Origin of the sequence: Microbacterium sp., from assembly GCF_047606685.1 — a bacterium.
Taxonomy (GTDB): Bacteria; Actinomycetota; Actinomycetes; order Actinomycetales; family Microbacteriaceae; genus Microbacterium.
On the sequence record NZ_JASGEC010000061.1, the window covers coordinates 164,600 to 185,281 of the forward strand.

Sequence of the window (20,682 nt, forward strand, 5' to 3'; positions counted from 1 at the left end):
TCAACCCCCGACGCGGCTCGGATCGGCGTTCTTCGCGAGCGTGTCGTTCACGATGCTCGCCAGCGCGTCGTCGACCTTCTGCTGCGACTCCACGTCGCCCAGCTCCACGAAGATCGGCCCGATGGTGGTGAGCACGTCGATCTGGGCTGAGCCGGGAACCTGGTCGACGTCGAGATTGCTGCGCTCGAGGATCACCTTCTGCGCGACCGCGGTGTCTAGCCCGGCGACGTCGGCGAGGATCTCGGCGGTCTCGTCGGGGTTGTCCGCGGCCCACTGCTGTGCCTTCGCGTACGCGTCGACGACGAGCTGCGCGAGCTCCGGCCGCGACTGGAGGAAGTCCTCGCGGGCGTTGAGGAATCCGTAGCTGTTGAAGTCGAGGTTGCGGTACAGCAGTTTCGCGCCCGCGGCCTCGGCCCCCGCCATGATCGGGTCAAGACCGGCCCACGCGTCGACAGACTCGTTCTGCAGCGCCGCCCAGCCATCGGCGTGCTGGAGGTTCTGCACCGTGACGTCGTCGGCGGACAGCCCGTGCGCGTCAAGCGCCTGCAGCAGGAAGAAGTACGGATCGGTGCCCTTGGTGGCCGCGACATCCTTGCCTTTGAGGTCTTCCACCGACGCGATGTCGGAGTCTCCGGGCACGACCAGCGCCGCCCACTCGGGCTGCGAGAACACCGCGACCGCCTGGATGGGCGACCCGTTGGCGCGGGCGAGCAGCGCCGCCGAGCCCGCGGTGGAGCCGACATCGATCGCGCCCGCGCGCAGCGCCTCGTTGGCTTTGTTCGAGCCGGCGGACTGCACCCAGTTCACGGTGACGCCCTCGGCCTCCAGCCAGCCCTGGTCCTTGATGATGAGGCTCAGCGGGTTGTAGGTGGCGAAGTCGATGTTCAGCGTCTGCCCGGCGATCGGGTCGGCGCCGCTCTCGGCCGGCGCCTGCTGGCCCTCGCCGGCGACGCAGCCGGTGAGCATCGCGCCGGCTGCGGCAACGGCGACAAGGGCGGTCAGGCGGAGCGCTCGGTTGGTCATGGTTCTCTCGTTCTTTGTGGGATGTCGGGCAAGGGTTCAGCGCGTGGCGTGGCGATCGATGCCGAGCCCGTCGAGAAGGCGACCGCGCAGTTCGGCGAGCTCGGCCGACCCGCGGTCGCGCGGGCGGTCGCCGGGCACCGCGATTTCGGCCTGGACGCGCGCGCCGGGCCCGTCGTCGTCGCTGCCCAGCAGGACGACACGGTCGGCCAGCTGCAGCGCCTCGTCGACATCGTGGGTCACGAGCAGGATCGTGGCGGGGGCTGCGGCGTGCACGTCCAGCAGCAGGTCCTGCATCCGCAGGCGTGTGAGCGCGTCGAGCGCGCCGAACGGCTCGTCGAGCAGGAGCACGCCGGGGTTGCGGGCGAGAGCGCGGGCCAGCGCCGCGCGCTGCGCCATCCCGCCGGAGACCTCTCTCGGCCGATGCGACGCGAACTCCGCGAGCCCGACGAGCTCCAGCAGCCGCGCCACAGACGAGCGGCCTTCCGCGGCCGGGGTGCGCGGCGGCAGTCCGAGCGCGACGTTGCCCACGATGGTGCGCCACGGCAGCAGCCGCGGCTCCTGGAAGGCGACCGCGCAGCGTTCGTCGTAGGGCGCCACCTCGCGGTCGTCGATCGTTGCGCGGCCCGCGGTCGGCTGGTCGAGGCCGCCGACGATGCGCAGCAAGGTGGACTTGCCGCATCCGCTCGCGCCGATGATCGCCACGATCTCACCGGCTGCCACGCTCAGCCGGATGTCTCGCAGCACGGGTCGAGGCGAGCCGCCGCGGGTGAACACGCGGCCGATCCCGTCCAGGCCCACCGCGAAGGCGCGACCGGACGCGCTGCGGGGGCCGCTGTGCGCGCGCTCGCTGAGCAGGGACATGTCGACTCCGTCGCGGGGGTGGGTGGATGACCAACCTATGCCGCGCGCGCCGCGCGAGCGCGCCCACGTGTTATCCCGCGTAACAATCCGGGAGAAGTACGATAGGTGCCATGAAGAGCCTGTTCTGGTTCCTGGTCGGCATCCTGGGCGGCATTGTCGCGGCGCACCTGCTCGACAAGTCTCCGCGCGGTCATGAGCTGCTCGCCGAGGTCGACGCCCGGCTCGGCGCGTTCACCGACCGCATCACCGACGCGTACCACGAGCAGGAGCAACGCTTCGCCGGCGACGCCGACGAGGCCGCCGAATGAAGACGGCCGAGATCGCGCAGAGGTTCCTGGCCTATTTCGACAAGCGCGACCATGTGATCATGCCGTCGGCGTCGCTGGTCAGCGACGACCCCACGCTGCTGTTCACGGTCGCCGGCATGGTGCCGTGGATCCCGTACCTCACCGGTGTCGTCCCGCCACCGCATCCGCGCATCGCCGATGTGCAGAAGTGCATTCGCACCAACGACATCGAGGAGGTCGGCAAGACCGCCCGCCACGGCACGTTCTTCCAGATGCTCGGCAACTGGTCGTTCGGCGACTACTTCAAGGAAGGCGCGATCCGCTACGCGTGGGAGCTGCTGACCGCCTCGGAGGCCGACGGCGGCCTCGGCTTCGACGAGAAGGACCTGTGGGTCACCGTCTACGAGACCGATGACGAGGCGGAGGCGATCTGGCGCGACGTGATCGGGATCAAGCCCGAGCGCGTCCAGCGCCTCGGCCGCGCCGACAACTACTGGAACACCGGACAGCCCGGACCGGGCGGCCCGGACTCGGAGATCTTCTTCGACCGCGGCCCGGCGTACGGCGCGGACGGCGGGCCCGCCGTCGACGACACCCGGTTCCTGGAGATCTGGAACCTCGTGTTCATGCAGGACTTCATCGAGAACGTCCGCGGCAAAACCGAGTTCGACATCGTCGGCGAGCTGCCGAACAAGAACATCGACACCGGCATGGGCCTGGAGCGGGTCGCCTTCCTCAAGCAGGGCGTCGAGAACATGTACGAGACCGACCAGGTGCGACCCGTGCTCGACCGCGCCGTCGAGCTGTCCGGTCGACCGTACGGTCGCGCGCACGACGATGACGTGCGCTACCGCGTCGTGGCCGACCACGTGCGCTCGTCGCTCATGCTGCTAAGCGACGGCGTGACCCCGTCCAACGAGGGCCGCGGCTACATCCTGCGCCGCCTGATGCGCCGCTCGATCCGCGCCATGCGCCTGCTCGGCGTGGACACGCCGACCTTTCCCGAGCTGTTCGCGGCCTCGCGCGACGCGATGAAGCCCGCCTACCCCGAGGTCGCGGCCGACTGGGCGCGCATCTCGCAGTACGCGTTCGCCGAGGAGGAGACCTTCCTGCGGACATTGGCGGCAGGGTCGACGATCCTCGACCTGTCGGTGCGGAAGACGAAGGATGCCGGCGGCTCGGCGCTGTCCGGATCGGAGGCGTTCCTGCTGCACGACACGTACGGCTTCCCGATCGACCTCACGCTCGAGATCGCCGAGGAGGCAGGGCTCAGCGTCGACCGCGCCGCGTTCGACGCGCTCATGCAGGAGCAGAAGGAGCGGGCCAAGGCCGACGCCCGCGCGCGCAAGCGAACGCTCGCCGACCTCAGCGTCTACAGCGAGTTCCGCGCGCGGGGCGAGACGGTGTTCACCGGCTACACCAACCTGGAGACCGAGTCCCGCGTGCTCGGCGTGCTTGTCGACGGCCGCTCCGCCGATCGCGCGGCCGAGGGCCAGGTCGCCGAGGTGATCCTCGCCGAGACCGCGCTCTACGCCGAGTCTGGCGGCCAGGTCGCCGACAAGGGCGCCATCGTCGGGCCCGGCTACGAGCTCGAGGTGCTCGACGTGCAGCGCCCGGTTCCCGGGCTCGTCAGCCACACGGTGCAGGTCGCCACCGGCGAAGTGTCGGTGGGCGCAGCGGCGACCTCCGTCGTGGACGCCGCCAACCGGCGCGCCGCGCGCGAGGCGCACTCGGCCACACACCTTGTGCACGCCGCACTGCGCGACACGCTCGGCAAGTCCGCGACCCAGGCCGGCTCGCTCAACCGCGCCGGATACTTGCGGTTCGACTTCTCGTGGGGCCAGGCGCTGTCGCCGGAGACGAAGACCGAGATCGAGGAGATCGCGAACCGGGCGATCCACGACAACCTGCCGGTGGAGACGCGGATCGTCAGCCTCGACGAGGCGAAAGCAGCCGGGGCGATGGCGCTGTTCGGCGAGAAGTACGGCGACGTGGTGCGCATGGTCGACATCGGCGGCCCGTGGTCGCGCGAGCTGTGCGCCGGCACCCACGTGGCAACCAGTGCCGAGGTCGGGATCGTCTCGATCATCGGCGAGTCGTCGGTGGGCGCCGGCGGCCGACGCATCGAGTCGCTCGTGGGGCTCGACGCGTTCCGTTCGCTGGCCGCCGAGCGCGCGATCGTCGCCGAGCTCAGCAGCGCCCTGAAGGCGCCGCGCGAGCAACTCGCGAGCCGCGTCGCCGAGCTGTCGGCGAACCTGAAGGCGGCCGAGAAGAAGATCGCCGCTCTCGAGGCGAGCGCGCTCGCCGAGCGCGCCCCCGCGCTCGCTGCCACCGCGAGCCAGGAGGGCGCGTTCGCGGTGGTTGCCGAGGCCGTCGGTTCGGTGGGGTCGGCCGACGACCTGCGCACGCTCGTGCTGGCCGTGCGCGATCGGCTCGGCTCCGCGGCGGCCGTGGTCGCCCTCGCCGCCGACGTGAGCGGCCGCCCGGTTGTGATCGCCGCGACCACCGACTCCGCTCGCGCGGCGGGAGCGAAGGCGGGTGTGCTGGCCAAGGCCGCCGCCTCGGCGCTCGGCGGAGGAGGCGGCGGCCGCGACGACATCGCGCAAGGCGGCGGGGCGGATGCCGCGGCGATCCCTGCGGCGCTGCGCGCCGTGCGCGAGGCACTGGCGGCCTGACGCGTGGCGCCGGTCGAGCCCGAAGCCTCCGGCTTCCGCCCGGGGCCGCGACTGGGGGTGGATGTCGGGCGCGCCCGGGTGGGCGTCGCCCGCAGCGACCGCGACGGCCTGCTGGCCACGCCCGTCGAGACCGTTCCGCGCCGCGTCGGCGACCCCGTGGCCCGCGTCGTCGCCCTCGCCGTCGAGCACGCCGCCGTCGAGATCGTCGTCGGGCTCCCCGTGAGCCTGCGCGGGGATGACACCGCCTCCACGGCGGACGCGCGGGCGTTCGCCGCCGCCGTGGCCGCGGCATCCACTGTTCCCGTGCGCCTGGTCGACGAGCGGCTCAGCACCGTGTCGGCCCACGCCGCGCTTCGCGACTCCGGCAGATCCCAACGTTCGTCGCGTAGGATCGTCGATCAAGTCGCCGCGGTTGTGCTCCTCCAGCAGGCTCTTGACGTCGAGAAGCGCACCGGACAGGCGCCTGGCGAGACCGTGTCCATGCCCCCCGAACCCGGAACGTGATGTCTGACCCCGAAGCCCCCCAGTCGCGTCGTGCCGCCCGTGAGGCGGCCAGCGCGGCTCCTCGGCCCTCCGCCGGACCCACGCTCGACGACCTGTTCGCCGAGCCCGCCCGCGGCGACTCCCGTCGCGAGCCGAAGCGCAAGCGGAGCGTGGGCGGGTGGATCGTGCTCGGCATCGTCCTCGCGCTCATCGGCGGCGTCGTGGGCGCCGGCTTCTGGGCGTGGAACACGTACGAGGACAAGATCCGCGAGGTGATGGGCTGGGAAGAGCCGAAGGACTACGAGCCCGGGCTCGCGCACGGCGAGGCGCTCGTCACGATCTCCGAGGGCGACGTGCCCTCCGCGATCTCGAAGACCCTCTACGAGGCGGGAGTCACCAAGACCGAGTCGGCCTTCTACGACATGCTCATCAAGACGTCGCAGAGCCCGACCTTCTACCCGGGCGTCTACAAGCTGCAGCAGCAGATGACCGCGGCAGACGCTTTGGCCGCGCTCGAGGACTCCGCCAACAAGCTGGAGAACACCGTCGTGGTGACCGAGGGGATGTCGTACACCGACGCGCTGCAGAGCATCGCCGATGCCACGGGCCTGCCGCACGACGACCTGGTCAAGGAGGCGAAGGACTTCACGCAATTCGGTGTGCCCTCCGACGCGCCGAGCATCGAGGGGTTCCTCTTCCCCGCCACCTACACGTTCGATCCGGACATCACCGCGCACGACGCGATCCAGCGGCTCGTCGACGAGATGTTCGACAGGCTCGACGCCCTCGGGGTCGAAGAAGACGACCGGCTGCGCATCCTGACCCTCGCCTCGGTCATCCAGAAGGAGGCGGGGCCCGACGTCGACGACATGCCGAAGATCGCCCGGGTCTTCCTCAACCGCATCGACGACGGGATGCTGCTGCAGTCCGACGCGACCGTCGCGTACGGCGCGGGTCTGGAGGGCACGGTGTGGACGACCGAGGAGCAGCGCGCCGACGAGGACAACATCTACAACACCTACGTGCACGAGGGCCTGCCGCCCGGGCCCATCAGCCTGCCCGGGGAGGACGCCATCTCGGCGGCGATGAACCCCGCCAAAGGCTCGTGGCTGTACTTCGTCGCAGTGAACCTGAAGACCGGAAAGACCGTGTTCTCGACGACCTACGACGAACACCTCGCCGCCGTCGAGAAGCTCCAGAAGTGGTGCGCCGCGAGCAAGGAAAATGCCGCCTACTGCGCGTGAGCGGCTCGAGGTGTGGGGCGACCCCATCGAGCACAGCCAGTCGCCGCGGCTGCACTCGGCCGCGTACGCCGCGCTCGGGTTGGCGTGGGCCTACGGCCGGCGCCGAGTGGGCGGGGAGGCGTTCGCCGCGGAGCTCGCCGGGCTCGACGCGTCGTTTCGCGGCCTGTCGCTCACGCACCCGCTCAAGCGGCACGCGTTCCAGGCCGCGGCCACGCGCGACCGCGCGGCCGAGCTGACCGGGGCCGCGAACACCCTGCTGCTCGACGCGGCGGGGCCGCACGGGTTCAACACCGACATCGGCGGGCTCGTGCGCGATCTGCGCGCGCACGGCGTCGGCCAGCTCGCCGACGCCCGCATCGTGGGAGCGGGCGCGACGGCGGCTTCCGCGCTCGTTGCGCTCGCGGAGCTCGGCGCGCAGCGCGTGGAGGTCGTCGCGCGCCGGCCCGACGCTGCGGAGCACCTGCGCGAGCTGGGCGCGCGGCTCGGGCTGGCCGTGCACGCGGCGCCGGTCCCGTCCGAGGGCGAGCTGCCGCTCACGGTCGCGACGCTGCCCGGCGGCGCGTCGGTGTCGCACCCGCTGGCAGACGCCCTCGCCGCGTCGGGGGGCCTGCTGTACGACGTGGTGTACGGGCACTGGCCGACATCCCTCGCCTCCGCGTGGGAGCGCACGGGCGGGCAGGCCGTCGACGGGCGGGGGATGCTGGTGCAGCAAGCGCTCCTGCAGGTGCGCGTGTTTCTGCACGGCGACGCCGAGCACGAGCTGTCGGACGAGAACCGCGTGCTAGCCGCCATGCGGTCGGCGCTCGCGTGACGCGCGCTGCGGCCGTGGGAGAATAGCCGGATGCTTCGCGTGCTCACCGCCGGGGAATCGCACGGCCCCGAGCTCATCGCCGTCATGGAGGGCCTGCCTGCCGGCGTGCCCGTCTCGCGCGCCGCCATCCAGGCCGACCTCGCCCGGCGCAAGCTCGGCTACGGCCGCGGATCGCGCATGAAGTTCGAGGAGGACGAGCTCACGATCTCCGCGGGCGTGCGGCATGGCTTCTCGCTCGGCAGCCCCATTGCCCTGCGCATCGGCAACACCGAGTGGCCCAAGTGGGTCGAAGTGATGAGCGCCGAGCCCGTCGAGCTCACCGACCGCTCGCGCGGCCGCGGCGCGGCGCTGACGAGGCCGCGCCCCGGCCACGCCGACCTCGTCGGCATGCAGAAGTACGGGTTCGACGAGTCGCGTCCGATCCTCGAGCGCGCGAGCGCGCGCGAGACGGCGGCGCGGGTCGCCCTCGGCGCGGTCGCGCGCGCCTTCCTCGGCGAGCTCGGCATCCGGCTGGTGAGCCACACGCTGTCGATCGGGCCCGTGTGCTGCCCCGACGACGCAGCCCTGCCGACGCCCGACGACGTCGACACGCTCGACGCCGACCCGCTGCGCTGCTTCGACCCCGGCACGTCGGCGGCGATGGTCGCAGAGGTGGACGCGGCCAAGAAGGACGGCGACACGCTCGGCGGCGTCGTCGAGGTGCTCGCATACGGCGTGCCGCCGGGGCTCGGGTCGCACGTGCACTGGGACCGGCGCCTCGACGGCAAGCTCGCGCAGGCTCTCATGAGCATCCAGGCCATCAAGGGCGTCGAGGTCGGCGACGGCTTCGAGACAACCCGCCGCCGCGGCTCCGCCGCGCACGACGAGCTGTTCGCGACCGCCGACGGCATCTCCCGCGGGTCCGACCGCGCCGGCGGCACGGAGGGCGGGATGTCGACGGGCACCGTGCTGCGCGTGCGCGCCGGCATGAAGCCCATCGCCACGGTGCCGCACTCGCTGCGCACGGTGGATGTCGCCACCGGCGACACCGCCTCGGCCCACCACCAGCGCTCCGACGTGTGCGCGGTGCCCGCCGCGGGCGTGGTCGCCGAGGCAATGGTCGCGATCGTGCTGGCCGAGACCGTGTTGGAGAAGTTCGGCGGCGACAGCGTCGGCGAGACGCGCCGCAACCTCGAGTCGTACCTCGCCGCCATCCCGCGCACGCTGCGCACGACCGACGCGAGCGACGCCGGCCTCGCATGACCGGATCCGACGGCCGCGCGCTCGTCTTCGTCGGGCCGATGGGCTCGGGCAAGACCAGCATCGGCCGACGCGTCGCCCGCCAGCTCGGCCTGCCCTTCGCCGACACCGACAAGCTGATCGCGGCCGAGCATGGGCCGATCCCCGGCATCTTCGCCGAGCACGGCGAGGACCGCTTCCGCGCCATCGAGCGCGACGTCGTGCGCGCGGCGCTGGCAAGCGGCGGCGTCGTCGCCCTCGGCGGTGGCGCGGTGCTGGATGCCGGCACGCGAGACGACCTCGGCGCGCATCGGGTCGTGCTGCTCACCGTCGATGCGCGCACCGTGAGCAGGCGCATCAGGGACGGCAATCGGCCGCTGGTCGCCGGCGCCAACCCGGTGGAGAGCTGGTCGCGCATCGCCCAGGAGCGCCGCCCGTTGTACGAGGAGGTCGCCGACGTCGTCTTCGACACCTCGCGCGGCCCGCTGCAGGGGGTCGTCGACGCGGTTGTCGCCTGGGCGATCGACAAAGACAAGGAGCGCCCATGACCGAGAGCACCACGATCTGTGTGACGGGCGCGGACCCGTACGACATCCGGGTCGGGCGCGGGGTGCTGCACGAGCTGCCGTCGCTGCTGCCGGAGTCGGCGCGCAAAGTGCTCGTCGTGCACCCGCCGACGCTGCGCACTGCGGCGGAGTCGTTGCGCGCGTCGCTACTGGACTCGCTCGGCGACGGCCGGCAGGTCCTGCTGGCCGAGGTGCCCGACGCGGAGGCGGGAAAGCGCGTCGAGGTCGCAGCCTTCTGCTGGCAGGTGATGGGCCAGGCCGACTTCACCCGCACCGACGCCGTCGTCGGGTTCGGCGGGGGAGCGGTCACCGACCTCGCCGGATTCGTTGCCGCCACGTGGCTGCGCGGGGTCGCCACCGTGCTCGTGCCGACCACGGTGCTCGGCATGGTCGACGCGGCCGTGGGCGGCAAGACCGGCATCAACACCGCCGAAGGCAAGAACCTCGTGGGCGCGTTCTGGGCACCGCATGCTGTGCTGTGCGACCTCGACCTGCTCGACACCCTCGGCCGCAACGAGCTCGTGGCCGGCTACGCCGAGGTCGTCAAGGCGGGGTTCATCTGGGCGCCCGAGATCCTCGAGCTCATCGAGGCCGGCCCCGAGCACGCCGTCGACCCGCGCTCTGACGCGTTCCGCCGCACGATGGAGCTCGCCATCGGCATGAAGGCCCGCGTCGTCAGCGAGGACTTCCGCGAGGCGGGGCTGCGCGAGATCCTCAACTACGGCCACACGCTCGGCCACGCGATCGAGCACGCCGAGCGCTACCAGTGGCGGCACGGCGCCGCGATCTCGATCGGCATGGTGTTCGCCGCCGAGCTCTCCCGGCTCGCGGGGCGGCTGCCTGACGACGCGGCGCAGCGGCACCGCGACATCCTCGGCTCGCTCGGCCTGCCGCTGTCCTACCGGGCCGGAGCATGGCCGCAACTGCTGGCGACGATGCAGCGCGACAAGAAGAGCCGGGGCGGGATGCTGCGCTTCATCGTGCTGGACGACATCGCCAAGCCGACGGTGCTGCAGGCGCCCGACGAGTCGCTGCTGTTCGCCGCCTACCAGGAGGTCGCGGAGAGCCGCTGAGCTCTCGCCCGCGCGTTACTCCAGATCAGGCTATGTCGTGGGCTCAGGACGATTCGCGCCACATCGTCCTGACTGCGCGAAATCAGGAGATTTCGGAAACGTGGATGCCTCGGGTGGATGCTTCGGGCGGATGTCACGGCGCCCCGCGGTGCGGTAGCGTGGCGCCGTGACATCCCGCCGCCTGCTGCTGGTCAACGGGCCGAACCTCAACCTGCTGGGCGTGCGCGAGCCGGCGGTGTACGGGCACGAGTCGCTCGCCGACGTCGAGCGCCTCGTGGCACGAGCTGCTGCGGCGCGCGGCTTCGAGGTGCGCGCGGTGCAGAGCAACCACGAGGGCGTGCTCATCGACGCCATCCACGCCGCGCGCGAGGACTGCGCGGGCATCGTGATCAACCCAGGCGGGCTCACGCACACCTCCGTCGTGCTGCGCGACGCGCTCTCCGCCGTCGCGCTGCCGGTCGCCGAAGTGCACATCTCCGACGTGAGCAAGCGCGAGCCGTTCCGCCACCACTCGTACGTCGCCGACGTCGCCGTCGTGCACGTCGTGGGCGAGGGCGTCGCCGGCTACGCGACCGCCGCCGGCCGCCTGATCGACGCGATCGAGGGGGCCGCCGGCGCCTGAATGTCGGAGCCTGCCCCCATTGTCGGAGGATTCGCGCTGAATCCTCCGACATCCGCCCGATCCTCCGACATTCGCGCAGCCCGTGCGCGCACCGCGCCGTCGCGCGCGGTGCGCGTCCCGTAGAATCGGATGTCGGCCGCGCACAGCGCGGGCCGGCATCCCTCTCACGAACGGACTTCCTCTCCTCATGGCATCGACCGCAGACATCCGCAACGGCGTGGTCCTCAACATCGACGGACAGCTCTGGAGCGTCGTCGAGTTCCAGCACGTCAAGCCCGGCAAGGGCGGCGCGTTCGTCCGCACGAAGCTCAAGAACGTGATGACCGGAAAGGTCGTCGACAAGACCTACAACGCCGGCGCGAAGATCGAGGTCGAGAACGTCGACCGCCGCGACTTCACCTACCTCTACAACGACGGCGACGGCTTCGTGTTCATGGACAGCACCGACTACGACCAGCTCACGGTGCCCGCCGCCACTGTCGGCGACGCGAAGAACTTCCTGCTCGAGAACCAGCAGGTCACGATCGCGCTGAACAACGGCAATCCGCTCTACATCGACCTGCCGGCCTCGGTCGTCCTCGAGATCACCTACACCGAGCCCGGCCTGCAGGGCGACCGCTCGTCGGCGGGCACGAAGGCGGCGACGGTCGAGACCGGCTACGAGATCCAGGTGCCGCTGTTCCTCGAGACGGGCACGAAGGTCAAGGTCGACACGCGCACGGGCGACTACCTCGGCCGCGAGAAGTAAGGCGTGAGCGCACGCACCAAGGCCCGCAAGCGCGCCCTCGACATCCTGTTCCAAGCCGATCTGCGCGACGAGGACGTCGCGTCGATCCTCGCCGCCGAGGCGAAGCGGGCCGCCAGCGAGCCGGCTCGCGAGCAGTCCTGGCTGTACGCGCGCGAGATCGTCGACGGCGTCATCGACAACCGCGACGAGATCGACGAGCAGATCACCACGTTCGCCCGCGACTGGTCGCTTGCGCGCATGCCGGCCGTCGACCGGGCGGTGCTGCGCATCGGCGCGTGGGAGATCCTCTACAACGACCAGGTGCCGACCGCCGTGGCGATCGACGAGGCCGTCGACCTCGCGAAAGAGCTGTCGACGGAGGACTCCGGCGCCTTCGTGCACGGAGTGCTCGCCCGCATCGCCCGCGCGAGCTGACGTCGGAGCGCTGCCTCCGGCACCGAGCCGAAGCCGCCTTCTGGGCGTGCCGAGCGGAGGGAATGCGCGGACGGGAGGATGAGGCGGCGGCGTGCGATCCTGCGCTCGTCACATCTCCTCCGCTCGGCACGCACCCAGGGCACCAACGGAGACGGCCGCGCCAGTGTCGGTCGCTCCTGCGAGGATGGATGCCGTGCCGGCCCCGTACCTCGCTCCCGCGGAGATCCGCCGCCAGGCGTGGGGAGCGGGCTACGAGCGCGGCGTCGCCTACTTCCGCGCCGGGCGGGTGGTGAGGCTGGAGTGGGACGAGCCCGCCGCCACGCTCCGCTCCGTCGTGCGCGGCAGCGGGGCCAAGAGCTACCGGTGCGCGATCGCCTTCCGCGTGGCGAGTGGTCGGCCCTCGATCCGGTCGGCCACGTGCACGTGCCCGATGGAGGTGGACTGCAAGCACACCGTCGCGACGATGCTCGCCGGCAACGCCGAGTTCGCCGACGGGGCTCCCACGGAGCCTGCCGCACGCGCGGCCGCGCTGCCCGCGCCCGTGGGCGCGCCGAAGCGCCCCGAGCCGGCCTCCTGGCGGGAGCTGCTGGCCGATTCGACGCCGACGGCGGCCACGCCGCTCGCGCTCGGGCTCGAGTTGCGGATGCGCGCGCCGTTCCACGAATCGCGGTGGGACGCGCGGCGGCCGCAGACCGCGACGACGCGCAGCGTCCTCCGCGGCGGGGTGGAGCTCTTGCTCGGCGCGCGACCGCTCATGCGCAGCCCGACGACGGGGAAGTGGATCCAGGGGCACGCGTCGTGGGACGCGGTGCGCCGGCCGGGGCAAGCCTTCCCGCCCGCCCAATCGCGGTGGTTCGCCGAGCTGCACGCCATCGCGCGCGACCCGCAGGTGCACTACACGCCGGGCGACTCCGCCGAATGGATCACGCTCGACTCCGTGGAGTCGGCACTGTTCTGGGAGCACCTGCGCGACGCGCAGCGACGCGGCATCCCGATCGTGCCGACCAAGAAGAACCAGTCGTTCGCGCTGGCCGCGGCGGCCGACGTGGGCGTCGCGGTGACCGCCGACCCCGATGGCGCGCTGCGGCTGCGACCGCACGCCGAGCTCGAGGGCGCCGAAGTCGACGCCTCCGTGCTGCGGCCGCTGGGCGGCGTCGGGGTGTACTCGGTCGCGGTCGACCGCGACCAGCTCGCGGTCACGATGGCGCCCGCGCCCCTCGACCACACCACGCGGCGGCTGCTGAGCACGCCCGACGGCTTCGTCGTGCCGGCCGGCGACGCGGACGAGTTCCTCCGCGTCGGCTACCCGCGGCTCGCGCGGCGCGCCCGCGTGACGACGGACGGCGGGCTCGACCTGCCCGCGGCGCAGCCCCCGCGGCTGGTCGCCACCGTCCGGTTCCGCCCCGCCGACACCCTCGAGTACACCCTCGAGTGGGACTACCCCGGCGAGCCGCGGTTCGCCTACCCGGCGCAAGAGAGCATCGACCGCGACAGCGCGTTCGAGAGCGCGCGGCGCGCGGAGGTCGAGGCGGCGTGGGCGGATGCCGCATCCGTGCCGTTCGCTCCGGCCGCCACCCTGCACGACGTCGACGCCGCCGAGTTCTGCGACCGGGTGCTGCCCGCGCTCGAGGGCCTCGACGGCGTGCGGGTGGACACGCGCGGCACGCGGCGCGCGTACCGCGAGCTGACCGGAGACCCTGAGATCACCGTCACGACGGTGGAGAGCACCGACCCCGACTGGTTCGACTTCGGCGTGATCGTGAAGATCGACGGGCGCAGCATCCCGTTCACCCCGCTGTTCACCGCGCTCGCGCAGCGGAAGAGAAAGATCCTGCTCGCCGACGGGCGGTACTTCTCCCTCGCCCACCCCGCTCTCGACCGCCTGCGCGAGCTGATCGACGAGGCCGCCGACCTGGCGGAGTGGGAGACCGGACCGCGCATCAGCCGGTACCAGACGGCACTGTGGGCCGACTTCGAAGACCTCGCGGACGTCTCCGAGCCGGCCGTGTCGTGGCGGGCGACCGCCGAAGGGTTGCGCGACGCGGAGCGCCTCGACCCGACGCCGGTGCCGGCGGGCCTGCGCGCCGAGCTGCGACCGTACCAGCGCGCCGGCTTCGACTGGCTCGCCTTCCTGTGGCGGCACCGACTAGGCGGCATCCTCGCCGACGACATGGGCCTCGGCAAGACGCTGCAGGCCCTCGCGCTGATCGCGCACGCCGCCGAGCCGGGCCCGTCACGGCCGTGGCTCGTCGTCGCGCCGACCTCTGTGCTGTCGACGTGGGAGAGCGAGGCCGCCCGGTTCGCGCCCGGCCTGCGCGTGCGCGTGGTCGACGCGACCGGCGCCCGGCGCGGGGAGACAGTGCAGGATGCCGCGGCGTCGGCCGACATCGTCGTCACCTCGTACACGCTCCTGCGGCTCGACGAGGCGGAGTTCGCCAAGAACCCGCAGACCAAGGTGCACCGCGCGGCCAAGGCGCTGCGCGCCGACGTCGTGTTCGCGATCACCGGCACACCGCTGGAGAACAGCCTGAGCGAGCTGTGGGCGCTGCTGTCGCTGACGGCGCCCGGCCTGTTCGCGTCGGCTCGGCGCTTTCGCGAGGAGTACATCAAGCCCATCGAGCAGGGCAAGGTGCCCGAGAACACCGAGGGCGGCCCGTTCCGCGCCGCCCGGCTGGAACGGCTGCGCCGCCGCATCCGCCCCCTCGTGCTGCGCCGCACGAAGGAGCTCGTCGCCCCCGACCTGCCGCCCAAGCAGGAGCAAGAGCTGCGCATCGAGCTCAGCCCCGCGCATCGCGCGGTGTACGACCTCGTGCTGCAGCGCGAGCGGCAGCAGGTGCTGGGCCTGCTCGAAGACCTCGACCGCAACCGCTTCATCGTGTTCCGCTCGCTCACGCTCTTGCGCTTGCTGAGCCTCGCCCCGGGCCTGGTCGACCCCGAGCACGCGCATATCGCCTCCAGCAAGCTCGACGTGCTGCTCGACCAGTTGTCAGAAGTCGTGGCCGAGGGCCACCGGGCGCTCGTGTTCAGCCAGTTCACGTCGTTCCTCGACCTCGCCCAACAGCGACTGGACGCGGCGGGCATCCCGCACGTGCGGCTCGACGGCACGACGCGTCGGCGCGCGGCGGTCGTCGAGCAGTTTCGCGCGGGCGGCGCACCGGTGTTCCTCATCAGCCTCAAAGCGGGCGGGTTCGGGCTCACCCTGACCGAGGCCGACTACGTGTTCCTCCTCGATCCGTGGTGGAACCCGGCCGCCGAGGCCCAGGCCGTCGACCGCACGCACCGGATCGGCCAGACCCGCAGCGTCATGGTGTACCGCATGATCGCGGCGGGCACGATCGAGGAGAAGGTGATGGCCCTGCAACGGCGCAAAGCGCGGCTCTTCCGCTCGGTCATGGACGACGACGCGCTGTTCGCGCAGGCGCTGACAGCCGACGACATCCGTCGCCTCTTCGACGACTGAGCGACCGGGTTTCCTGTACTCACGGTGGCACTCACGGCCTTCGCAGGAGCCGCGCCGTAAACTCGTGGGTGGTTTCCATCCAGGAGGATTTCATGCGGATCACCGGTCTCGGCCACGCCGGGATGTTCATCGAGACGGCGGGCGGCAGCATCCTTTGCGACCCGGTCATCGGCCCGAGCTTCTTCGGGTCGTGGTTCCCGTTCCCCGACAACCGGGCCCTGGACTGGGAGCGGTTCGGCAAGGCCGACTTCCTGTACGTCTCGCACCGCCACCGCGACCACTTCGACCGTGCGCTGCTGCGCCGCTACATCCGCACGGACATCCCGGTGCTGCTGCCGGAATACCCGACCGACGACCTCGAGACCGATCTGCGCGGGCTCGGCTACACCAACATCGTCTACACGCAGGCAGGCGTGCCGATGGAGTTCGGAGACCTCAAGCTCATGGTCACGCCGCTGCGCGCGCCCAGCGACGGCCCGATCGGCGACTCGTCGCTGTCGGTCGACGATGGCACCGCCAGCATCCTGAACCAGAACGACTCGCACCCCCTCGACCTCGACGCGCTGATGTCGTTCTCCAAGCCCGACGCGTACTTCACGCAGGTGTCGGGCGCGATCTGGTGGCCGATGGTGTACGACCTGCCGCTGGACGCGAAGCAGAAGTTCGCCGCGCTCAAGCGCGACGCGCAGAACAAGCGCGCGATGTACTACATCGAGAAGGTCGACGCCGAGCACGTGTTCCCGATGGCCGGGCCGCCGATGTTCTTGCGGGAAGAGCTGTTCAAATACAACGGATTCGGCGCCGACGGCGACTCGATCTTCACCGACCAGCGCCAGTTCCTCGCGCACATGGCCGAGCTGCGGCCGCAGCAGAAGGGATACGAGTTCTTGCCCGGCACGGTCGTCGAGCTGAACGGCGGCGAGATCTCGGTGACGCAGACGCTGTACACCGACGCCGAGATCGACCGCGTCTTCGACGACAAGTGGAACTACCTCGCCGAGCAGCGCGACACCCGCCAGGACGAGATCCGCGCCGAGGAAGCGTCGCGCGCCCCGGTGTTGCCGGCAGACGAAATGCTCGCCGCCATCAAGGCGTGGTGGGAGCCACTGCTGCGGAAGTCGCGCACCATCCGTCTCGGCGTGGGCGGCAACGTGCGGTTCCGCATCGGAGAGCTCGACATGGTCGTCGACTTCCCGCGGGCGAAGGTCCGCGAGTACGCGGGGGAGGAGTGCATCTATTGGTACACGATCCCCGCCGACCTCGTCTCGACCAACATCGCCGACCACGAGATCGACTGGTCGAACTCGATCTTCCTCTCCATGCAGTTCAGCGTCGGCCGCAGCGGGAAGTTCAACGAGTTCCTCACGACGTTCTTGAAGTGCCTCTCCGCCGACCGCATCGAGTACGTGGAGAACTGGTACCAGGAGCAGACCGACCAGACCGAGGACGCCGAGATCGGCGACTGGATCGTGCAGCGCCGCTGCCCGCACCTGCGCGCCGACCTGACCCGCACCGGGAAGGTCGACGAGGACGGCATCCTCACGTGCAGCATGCACGACTGGAAGTGGGACCTGAAGACCGGCAGGTGTCTGTCGACGTCGGGCCACCCCATCCGCGCCGAGCGCTGCCCGGTCACCGAGGCCGCCCTCGCGGAGGCGTCCTGACGCCTGCCTGCCTCTGAACCATCGAGGCGGCTGGGTAGGGTGGTGCCCATGACGTGGAAGGCGATGGACCCCGCGCGCGCGTGCGATCTGCTGGAGTTCTGGATCAATGCGGCCTGGCCGCTGACTCGTGCCGAAGTCGGCGCGCTGGCGGTGGCCGAACTGGGCTGGACGATCGGCGCCGAGGGCACCTTGTCCAATCCGGTCGACGCTCTGTCGCAACCGGCCGTGCTGACCAGCGTGATCCCCGACGGACAACTGGCCACCCTGAAGTTCTGGGTCAGCGACGTGGTCAAAGACCCCGGTGCCGAGGCCGTCGCGTTCCTCGACGACCAGTTCGCGCTCGTGGTGCGCGAGGGCCAACGCCGCTGGGGCAAGCCGAAACTGCTGCCCGGCCGCCACCGCAGCGCCCAGTGGGATCTGTCCGGCGGCGGGAGGGCGAGAGCTTCGCGGCTCAGCAGCTCGGTGAGTGTGGAGTTCACCACGCCGTCGTACGCGCAGGTGCTGCGCAAGCTGGGGGAGTGACCGGATGGGGAGCGTGTCAGGCGGGATCCACGGGCTAGACTCGATGCGGCACAGCAACCTTTAACCCCGTCCTGTGAGGCGGAGAAGGGAGCGGCGGATGACAACACGCACCGTGATGCAGGAAGCTGACATCGCGCGGGCGTTGACCCGCATCTCGCACGAGATCCTCGAGTCCAATCGGGGAGCGGACGATCTCGTCGTCCTCGGCATTCCCACGCGCGGCGTCGCCCTCGCCAACCGCATCGCCGGCCTGCTCGGCGAGTTCGCCGGCACGACCGTTCCCACAGGTGCCCTCGACGTCACGATGTACCGCGACGATCTGCACCGGCATCCTACTCGCGCGCCGCAGCCCACCCAGATCCCACCCGCCGGCATCGACGGCAAGACCGTGGTGCTCGTGGACGACGTGCTGTTCTCGGGCCGCAGCATCCGCGCCGCCCTCGACGCCCTGCAGGACATCGGGCGGCCCGACGCTGTGCGGCTCGCCATCCTCATCGACCGCGGCCACCGCGAACTGCCGATCCGGCCCGACTTCGTCGGCAAGAACCTGCCGAGCGCGCGCGACGAGCGCGTCAACGTGCGCCTCGCCGAAGTGGACGGCCTCGAGGAGGTGACGATCGAGTCATGAGACACTTGCTTGACACGCTCTCGCTGGGCCGCGACGAGGCCCTGCGCATCCTCGATGTCGCCGAGGACATGGCCGACACGCAGCAGCGCGAAGTGAAAAAGCTTCCCACGCTGCGCGGAAAGACCGTCGTCAACCTCTTCTTCGAGGACTCCACGCGCACGCGCATCTCGTTCGAGGCGGCGGCCAAGCGCCTCTCCGCCGATGTCATCAACTTCTCCGCGAAGGGCTCCAGCGTCTCCAAGGGCGAGTCGCTGCAAGACACCGCGCAGACCCTGCAGGCGATGGGGGCCGACGCGGTCGTCATCCGCCACGGCGCCTCCGGCGCCCCGCGCACCCTCGCCACGAGCGGATGGATCTCCGCCGGCGTCGTCAACGCCGGCGACGGCACGCACGAGCACCCCACGCAGGCGCTGCTGGACGCGTTCACGATCCGCAAGCGCACGTTCGGCGCCGACAGCCGCGGGCGCGACCTGGCCGGGCTCACTGTCGCGATCGTGGGCGATATCCTGCACTCGCGCGTCGCGCGCTCCAATGTCTGGCTGCTGCACACGCTGGGCGCGGAGGTCACCCTCGTCGCGCCGCCGACGCTCGTGCCGCAGGATGTCTCGGCGTGGCCGGCGCGCGTCGGATACGACCTGGATTCCGCGATCGCCGACGGGCCCGACGCGCTCATGATGCTGCGGATCCAGCTCGAGCGGATGAACGCCGCGTATTTCCCGACTGAACGGGAGTATTCGCGCCGGTGGGGGCTGGACGCGCGGCGATTGGCCGCTCTCGGCGCCGGTAGCATGGTGATGCACCCGGGGCCCATGAACCGGGGGCTGGAGATCTCCGCGGAGGCCGCCGACTCCGCCCGCTCGACCGTGCTCGAGCAGGTGGCGAACGGCGTGTCGGTGCGGATGGCGGTGCTCTACCTGCTGCTGGCAGGGGAGCGCCAGCAGAACAACAGAGAGGACGTGCGATGAGCGACGTTCTCGTGATTCGCGGAGCCCGCCTCGAAGGCGGCGACGCGGCAGACCTCGTCGTCGACGACGGCGTGATCGCGGAGGTCGGATCCGGCCTCAGCCGCGCCGGCGCGACGGTGGTGGATGCCGACGGGCTCGTCGCCCTGCCCGGCCTCGTCGACCTGCACGTGCACTTGCGCGAGCCCGGGTACGAGGCGTCGGAGACGATCCTCACCGGCTCGCGCGCGGCGGCCGCCGGCGGCTTCGCCGCGGTTTTCGCGATGCCCAACACGGCGCCCGTCGCCGACAACGCCGGGGTCGTGGAGCAAGAGCTCGCTCTCGGCGAGGCGGCCGGCTACGCGCACGTGCAGCCGATCGGCGCCGTGACCGTCGGCCAGAAGGGCGAGCGGCTCGCCGAGCTGGGCGCGATGGCCGACTCGCGCGCCCGCGTGCGCGTGTTCAGCGACGACGGCTCGTGCGTGTGGGATCCGCTGATCATGCGCCGGGCGCTGGAGTACGTGAAGGCGTTCGACGGTGTCATCGCCCAGCACGCGCAAGACCCCCGGCTCACCGAGGGTGCGCAGATGAACGAGGGCGTCGTCTCCGCCGAGCTGGGCCTGGCCGGCTGGCCGGCCGTCGCCGAGGAGTCGATCATCGCCCGCGACGTGCTCCTCGCCGAGCACGTCGGCTCCCGCCTGCACGTGTGCCACCTCTCCACGGCCGGCTCGGTCGACATCGTGCGGTGGGCGAAGAAGCGCGGCGTCAACGTCACCGCCGAGGCCACCCCGCACCACCTGCTGCTGACCGACGAGCTCGTGCGCGGCTACGACGCGCGCTTCAAGGTCAACCCGCCGCTGCGCCGCGACGAGGACGTGCACGCCGTGCGCGAGGGCCTCGCCGACGGCACGATCGACATCGTCGCCACCGACCACGCGCCGCACCCGGCCGAGACGAAGGCGTGCGAGTGGCACGCCGCCGCGCACGGCATGGTGGGCCTGGAGTCGGCGCTGCGCGTCGTGCACCAGGCGATGGTCGAGACGGGGCTCCTGGAATGGACGGATGTCGCGCGCGTCCTCTCGCGCACGCCCGCCCGCATCGGCCGCCTCGATGGCTACGGCACCCCGCTGGCAGCGGGCCAGCCGGCATCCCTCGTGCTCTACGACCCCGCCGCGTCGGGGGAGTTCACCACCGCCGACCTGCGCGGCCGCAGCGTCAACTCGCCGTACCTCGGCCGCCAGCTGCCGGGGCGCGTGCTGTGGACGGTGCACCGCGGCACGGCCACCGTGCGCGACGGCGAGCTCGTGGAGCTCGGCGCATGACTCGAGAAGCCGCCCTCGCCGTGACGGTGGGCATCGCCGCGCTGCTGCTGGCCGCGCTCGTGGTCGCGTGGCGCCGCCGGGCGCGCCGCGACCGCGAGCCGCTCGCTCCGAGCGGGGAGG

The 20,682-nt window shown here is 71.4% G+C and carries 19 protein-coding genes; 17 read left to right on the plus strand and 2 right to left on the minus strand.

All coding sequences use genetic code 11. The annotated features are described in order from the left end of the window. Positions 1-1,023 (minus strand): aliphatic sulfonate ABC transporter substrate-binding protein, encoded by a 1,023-nt coding sequence (locus QM611_RS07765; protein ID WP_415079329.1) that lies wholly within the window; start codon positions 1,021-1,023, stop codon positions 1-3. A 36-nt stretch (positions 1,024-1,059) separates the two neighbouring features. Beyond that, positions 1,060-1,884: an ABC transporter ATP-binding protein gene (locus QM611_RS07770; protein WP_415079330.1), complete on the minus strand. Its 825-nt coding sequence runs from the start codon at positions 1,882-1,884 to the stop codon at positions 1,060-1,062. A 110-nt stretch (positions 1,885-1,994) separates the two neighbouring features. Here QM611_RS07770 and QM611_RS07775 point away from each other — a divergent pair, with 110 nt between their 5' ends. The 17 genes from QM611_RS07775 to QM611_RS07855 all read left to right on the plus strand — a co-directional run bounded on the left by QM611_RS07775 (position 1,995) and on the right by QM611_RS07855 (position 20,562). Then, entirely contained in the window at positions 1,995-2,192 is a 198-nt protein-coding gene (locus tag QM611_RS07775) for a hypothetical protein (protein WP_415079331.1), read from the plus strand. After that, a complete protein-coding gene (gene alaS / locus QM611_RS07780; RefSeq protein WP_415079332.1) occupies positions 2,189-4,846 on the plus strand; it encodes an alanine--tRNA ligase in 2,658 nt (885 codons plus the stop codon). Before QM611_RS07775 ends, alaS begins: the two co-directional genes overlap by 4 nt. A 3-nt stretch (positions 4,847-4,849) precedes the next feature. Then, positions 4,850-5,350, plus strand: coding sequence for a Holliday junction resolvase RuvX (gene ruvX / locus QM611_RS07785; RefSeq protein ID WP_415079333.1), 501 nt, complete (start codon positions 4,850-4,852; stop codon positions 5,348-5,350). After that, positions 5,350-6,573: an endolytic transglycosylase MltG gene (gene mltG / locus QM611_RS07790; RefSeq protein ID WP_415079334.1), complete on the plus strand. Its 1,224-nt coding sequence runs from the start codon at positions 5,350-5,352 to the stop codon at positions 6,571-6,573. The genes ruvX and mltG overlap by 1 nt, the downstream gene beginning before the upstream one ends. Beyond that, positions 6,554-7,384 (plus strand): shikimate dehydrogenase, encoded by an 831-nt coding sequence (locus QM611_RS07795; RefSeq protein WP_415079335.1) that lies wholly within the window; start codon positions 6,554-6,556, stop codon positions 7,382-7,384. The genes mltG and QM611_RS07795 overlap by 20 nt, the downstream gene beginning before the upstream one ends. A gap of 30 nt (positions 7,385-7,414) precedes the next feature. Further along, entirely contained in the window at positions 7,415-8,626 is a 1,212-nt protein-coding gene (gene aroC / locus QM611_RS07800; RefSeq protein WP_415079336.1) for a chorismate synthase, read from the plus strand. Further along, positions 8,623-9,150 carry a shikimate kinase gene (locus QM611_RS07805; RefSeq protein WP_415079337.1) on the plus strand — a complete coding sequence of 176 codons (528 nt, stop codon included), beginning with the start codon at positions 8,623-8,625 and terminating at the stop codon, positions 9,148-9,150. Before aroC ends, QM611_RS07805 begins: the two co-directional genes overlap by 4 nt. After that, positions 9,147-10,241, plus strand: coding sequence for a 3-dehydroquinate synthase (gene aroB, locus QM611_RS07810; protein ID WP_415079338.1), 1,095 nt, complete (start codon positions 9,147-9,149; stop codon positions 10,239-10,241). Before QM611_RS07805 ends, aroB begins: the two co-directional genes overlap by 4 nt. 166 nt (positions 10,242-10,407) lie before the next feature. Beyond that, entirely contained in the window at positions 10,408-10,863 is a 456-nt protein-coding gene (gene aroQ, locus QM611_RS07815) for a type II 3-dehydroquinate dehydratase (RefSeq protein WP_415079339.1), read from the plus strand. A gap of 187 nt (positions 10,864-11,050) precedes the next feature. Further along, positions 11,051-11,611 carry an elongation factor P gene (efp, locus tag QM611_RS07820; RefSeq protein ID WP_415079340.1) on the plus strand — a complete coding sequence of 187 codons (561 nt, stop codon included), beginning with the start codon at positions 11,051-11,053 and terminating at the stop codon, positions 11,609-11,611. Between the two features lie 3 nt (positions 11,612-11,614). Continuing rightward, positions 11,615-12,025 carry a transcription antitermination factor NusB gene (gene nusB / locus QM611_RS07825; RefSeq protein WP_415079341.1) on the plus strand — a complete coding sequence of 137 codons (411 nt, stop codon included), beginning with the start codon at positions 11,615-11,617 and terminating at the stop codon, positions 12,023-12,025. 193 nt (positions 12,026-12,218) lie between these two features. Then, complete coding sequence (locus QM611_RS07830; protein WP_415079342.1) at positions 12,219-15,485, plus strand: SNF2-related protein; 3,267 nt, start codon at positions 12,219-12,221, stop codon at positions 15,483-15,485. 92 nt (positions 15,486-15,577) lie between these two features. Further along, on the plus strand, positions 15,578-17,149 hold the full coding sequence (locus QM611_RS07835) for a Rieske 2Fe-2S domain-containing protein (protein ID WP_415079355.1): 1,572 nt from the start codon (positions 15,578-15,580) through the stop codon (positions 17,147-17,149). 48 nt (positions 17,150-17,197) lie between these two features. Continuing rightward, positions 17,198-17,671, plus strand: coding sequence for a DUF6301 family protein (locus QM611_RS07840; RefSeq protein WP_415079343.1), 474 nt, complete (start codon positions 17,198-17,200; stop codon positions 17,669-17,671). A 97-nt stretch (positions 17,672-17,768) separates the two neighbouring features. Next, positions 17,769-18,299, plus strand: a complete 531-nt coding sequence (pyrR, locus tag QM611_RS07845) for a bifunctional pyr operon transcriptional regulator/uracil phosphoribosyltransferase PyrR (protein ID WP_415079344.1) — start codon at positions 17,769-17,771, stop codon at positions 18,297-18,299. Then, positions 18,296-19,264 carry an aspartate carbamoyltransferase catalytic subunit gene (locus tag QM611_RS07850; RefSeq protein ID WP_415079345.1) on the plus strand — a complete coding sequence of 323 codons (969 nt, stop codon included), beginning with the start codon at positions 18,296-18,298 and terminating at the stop codon, positions 19,262-19,264. The genes pyrR and QM611_RS07850 overlap by 4 nt, the downstream gene beginning before the upstream one ends. Further along, positions 19,261-20,562 (plus strand): dihydroorotase, encoded by a 1,302-nt coding sequence (locus tag QM611_RS07855; RefSeq protein WP_415079346.1) that lies wholly within the window; start codon positions 19,261-19,263, stop codon positions 20,560-20,562. The genes QM611_RS07850 and QM611_RS07855 overlap by 4 nt, the downstream gene beginning before the upstream one ends. The last annotated feature ends 120 nt before the right edge of the window (positions 20,563-20,682 follow it).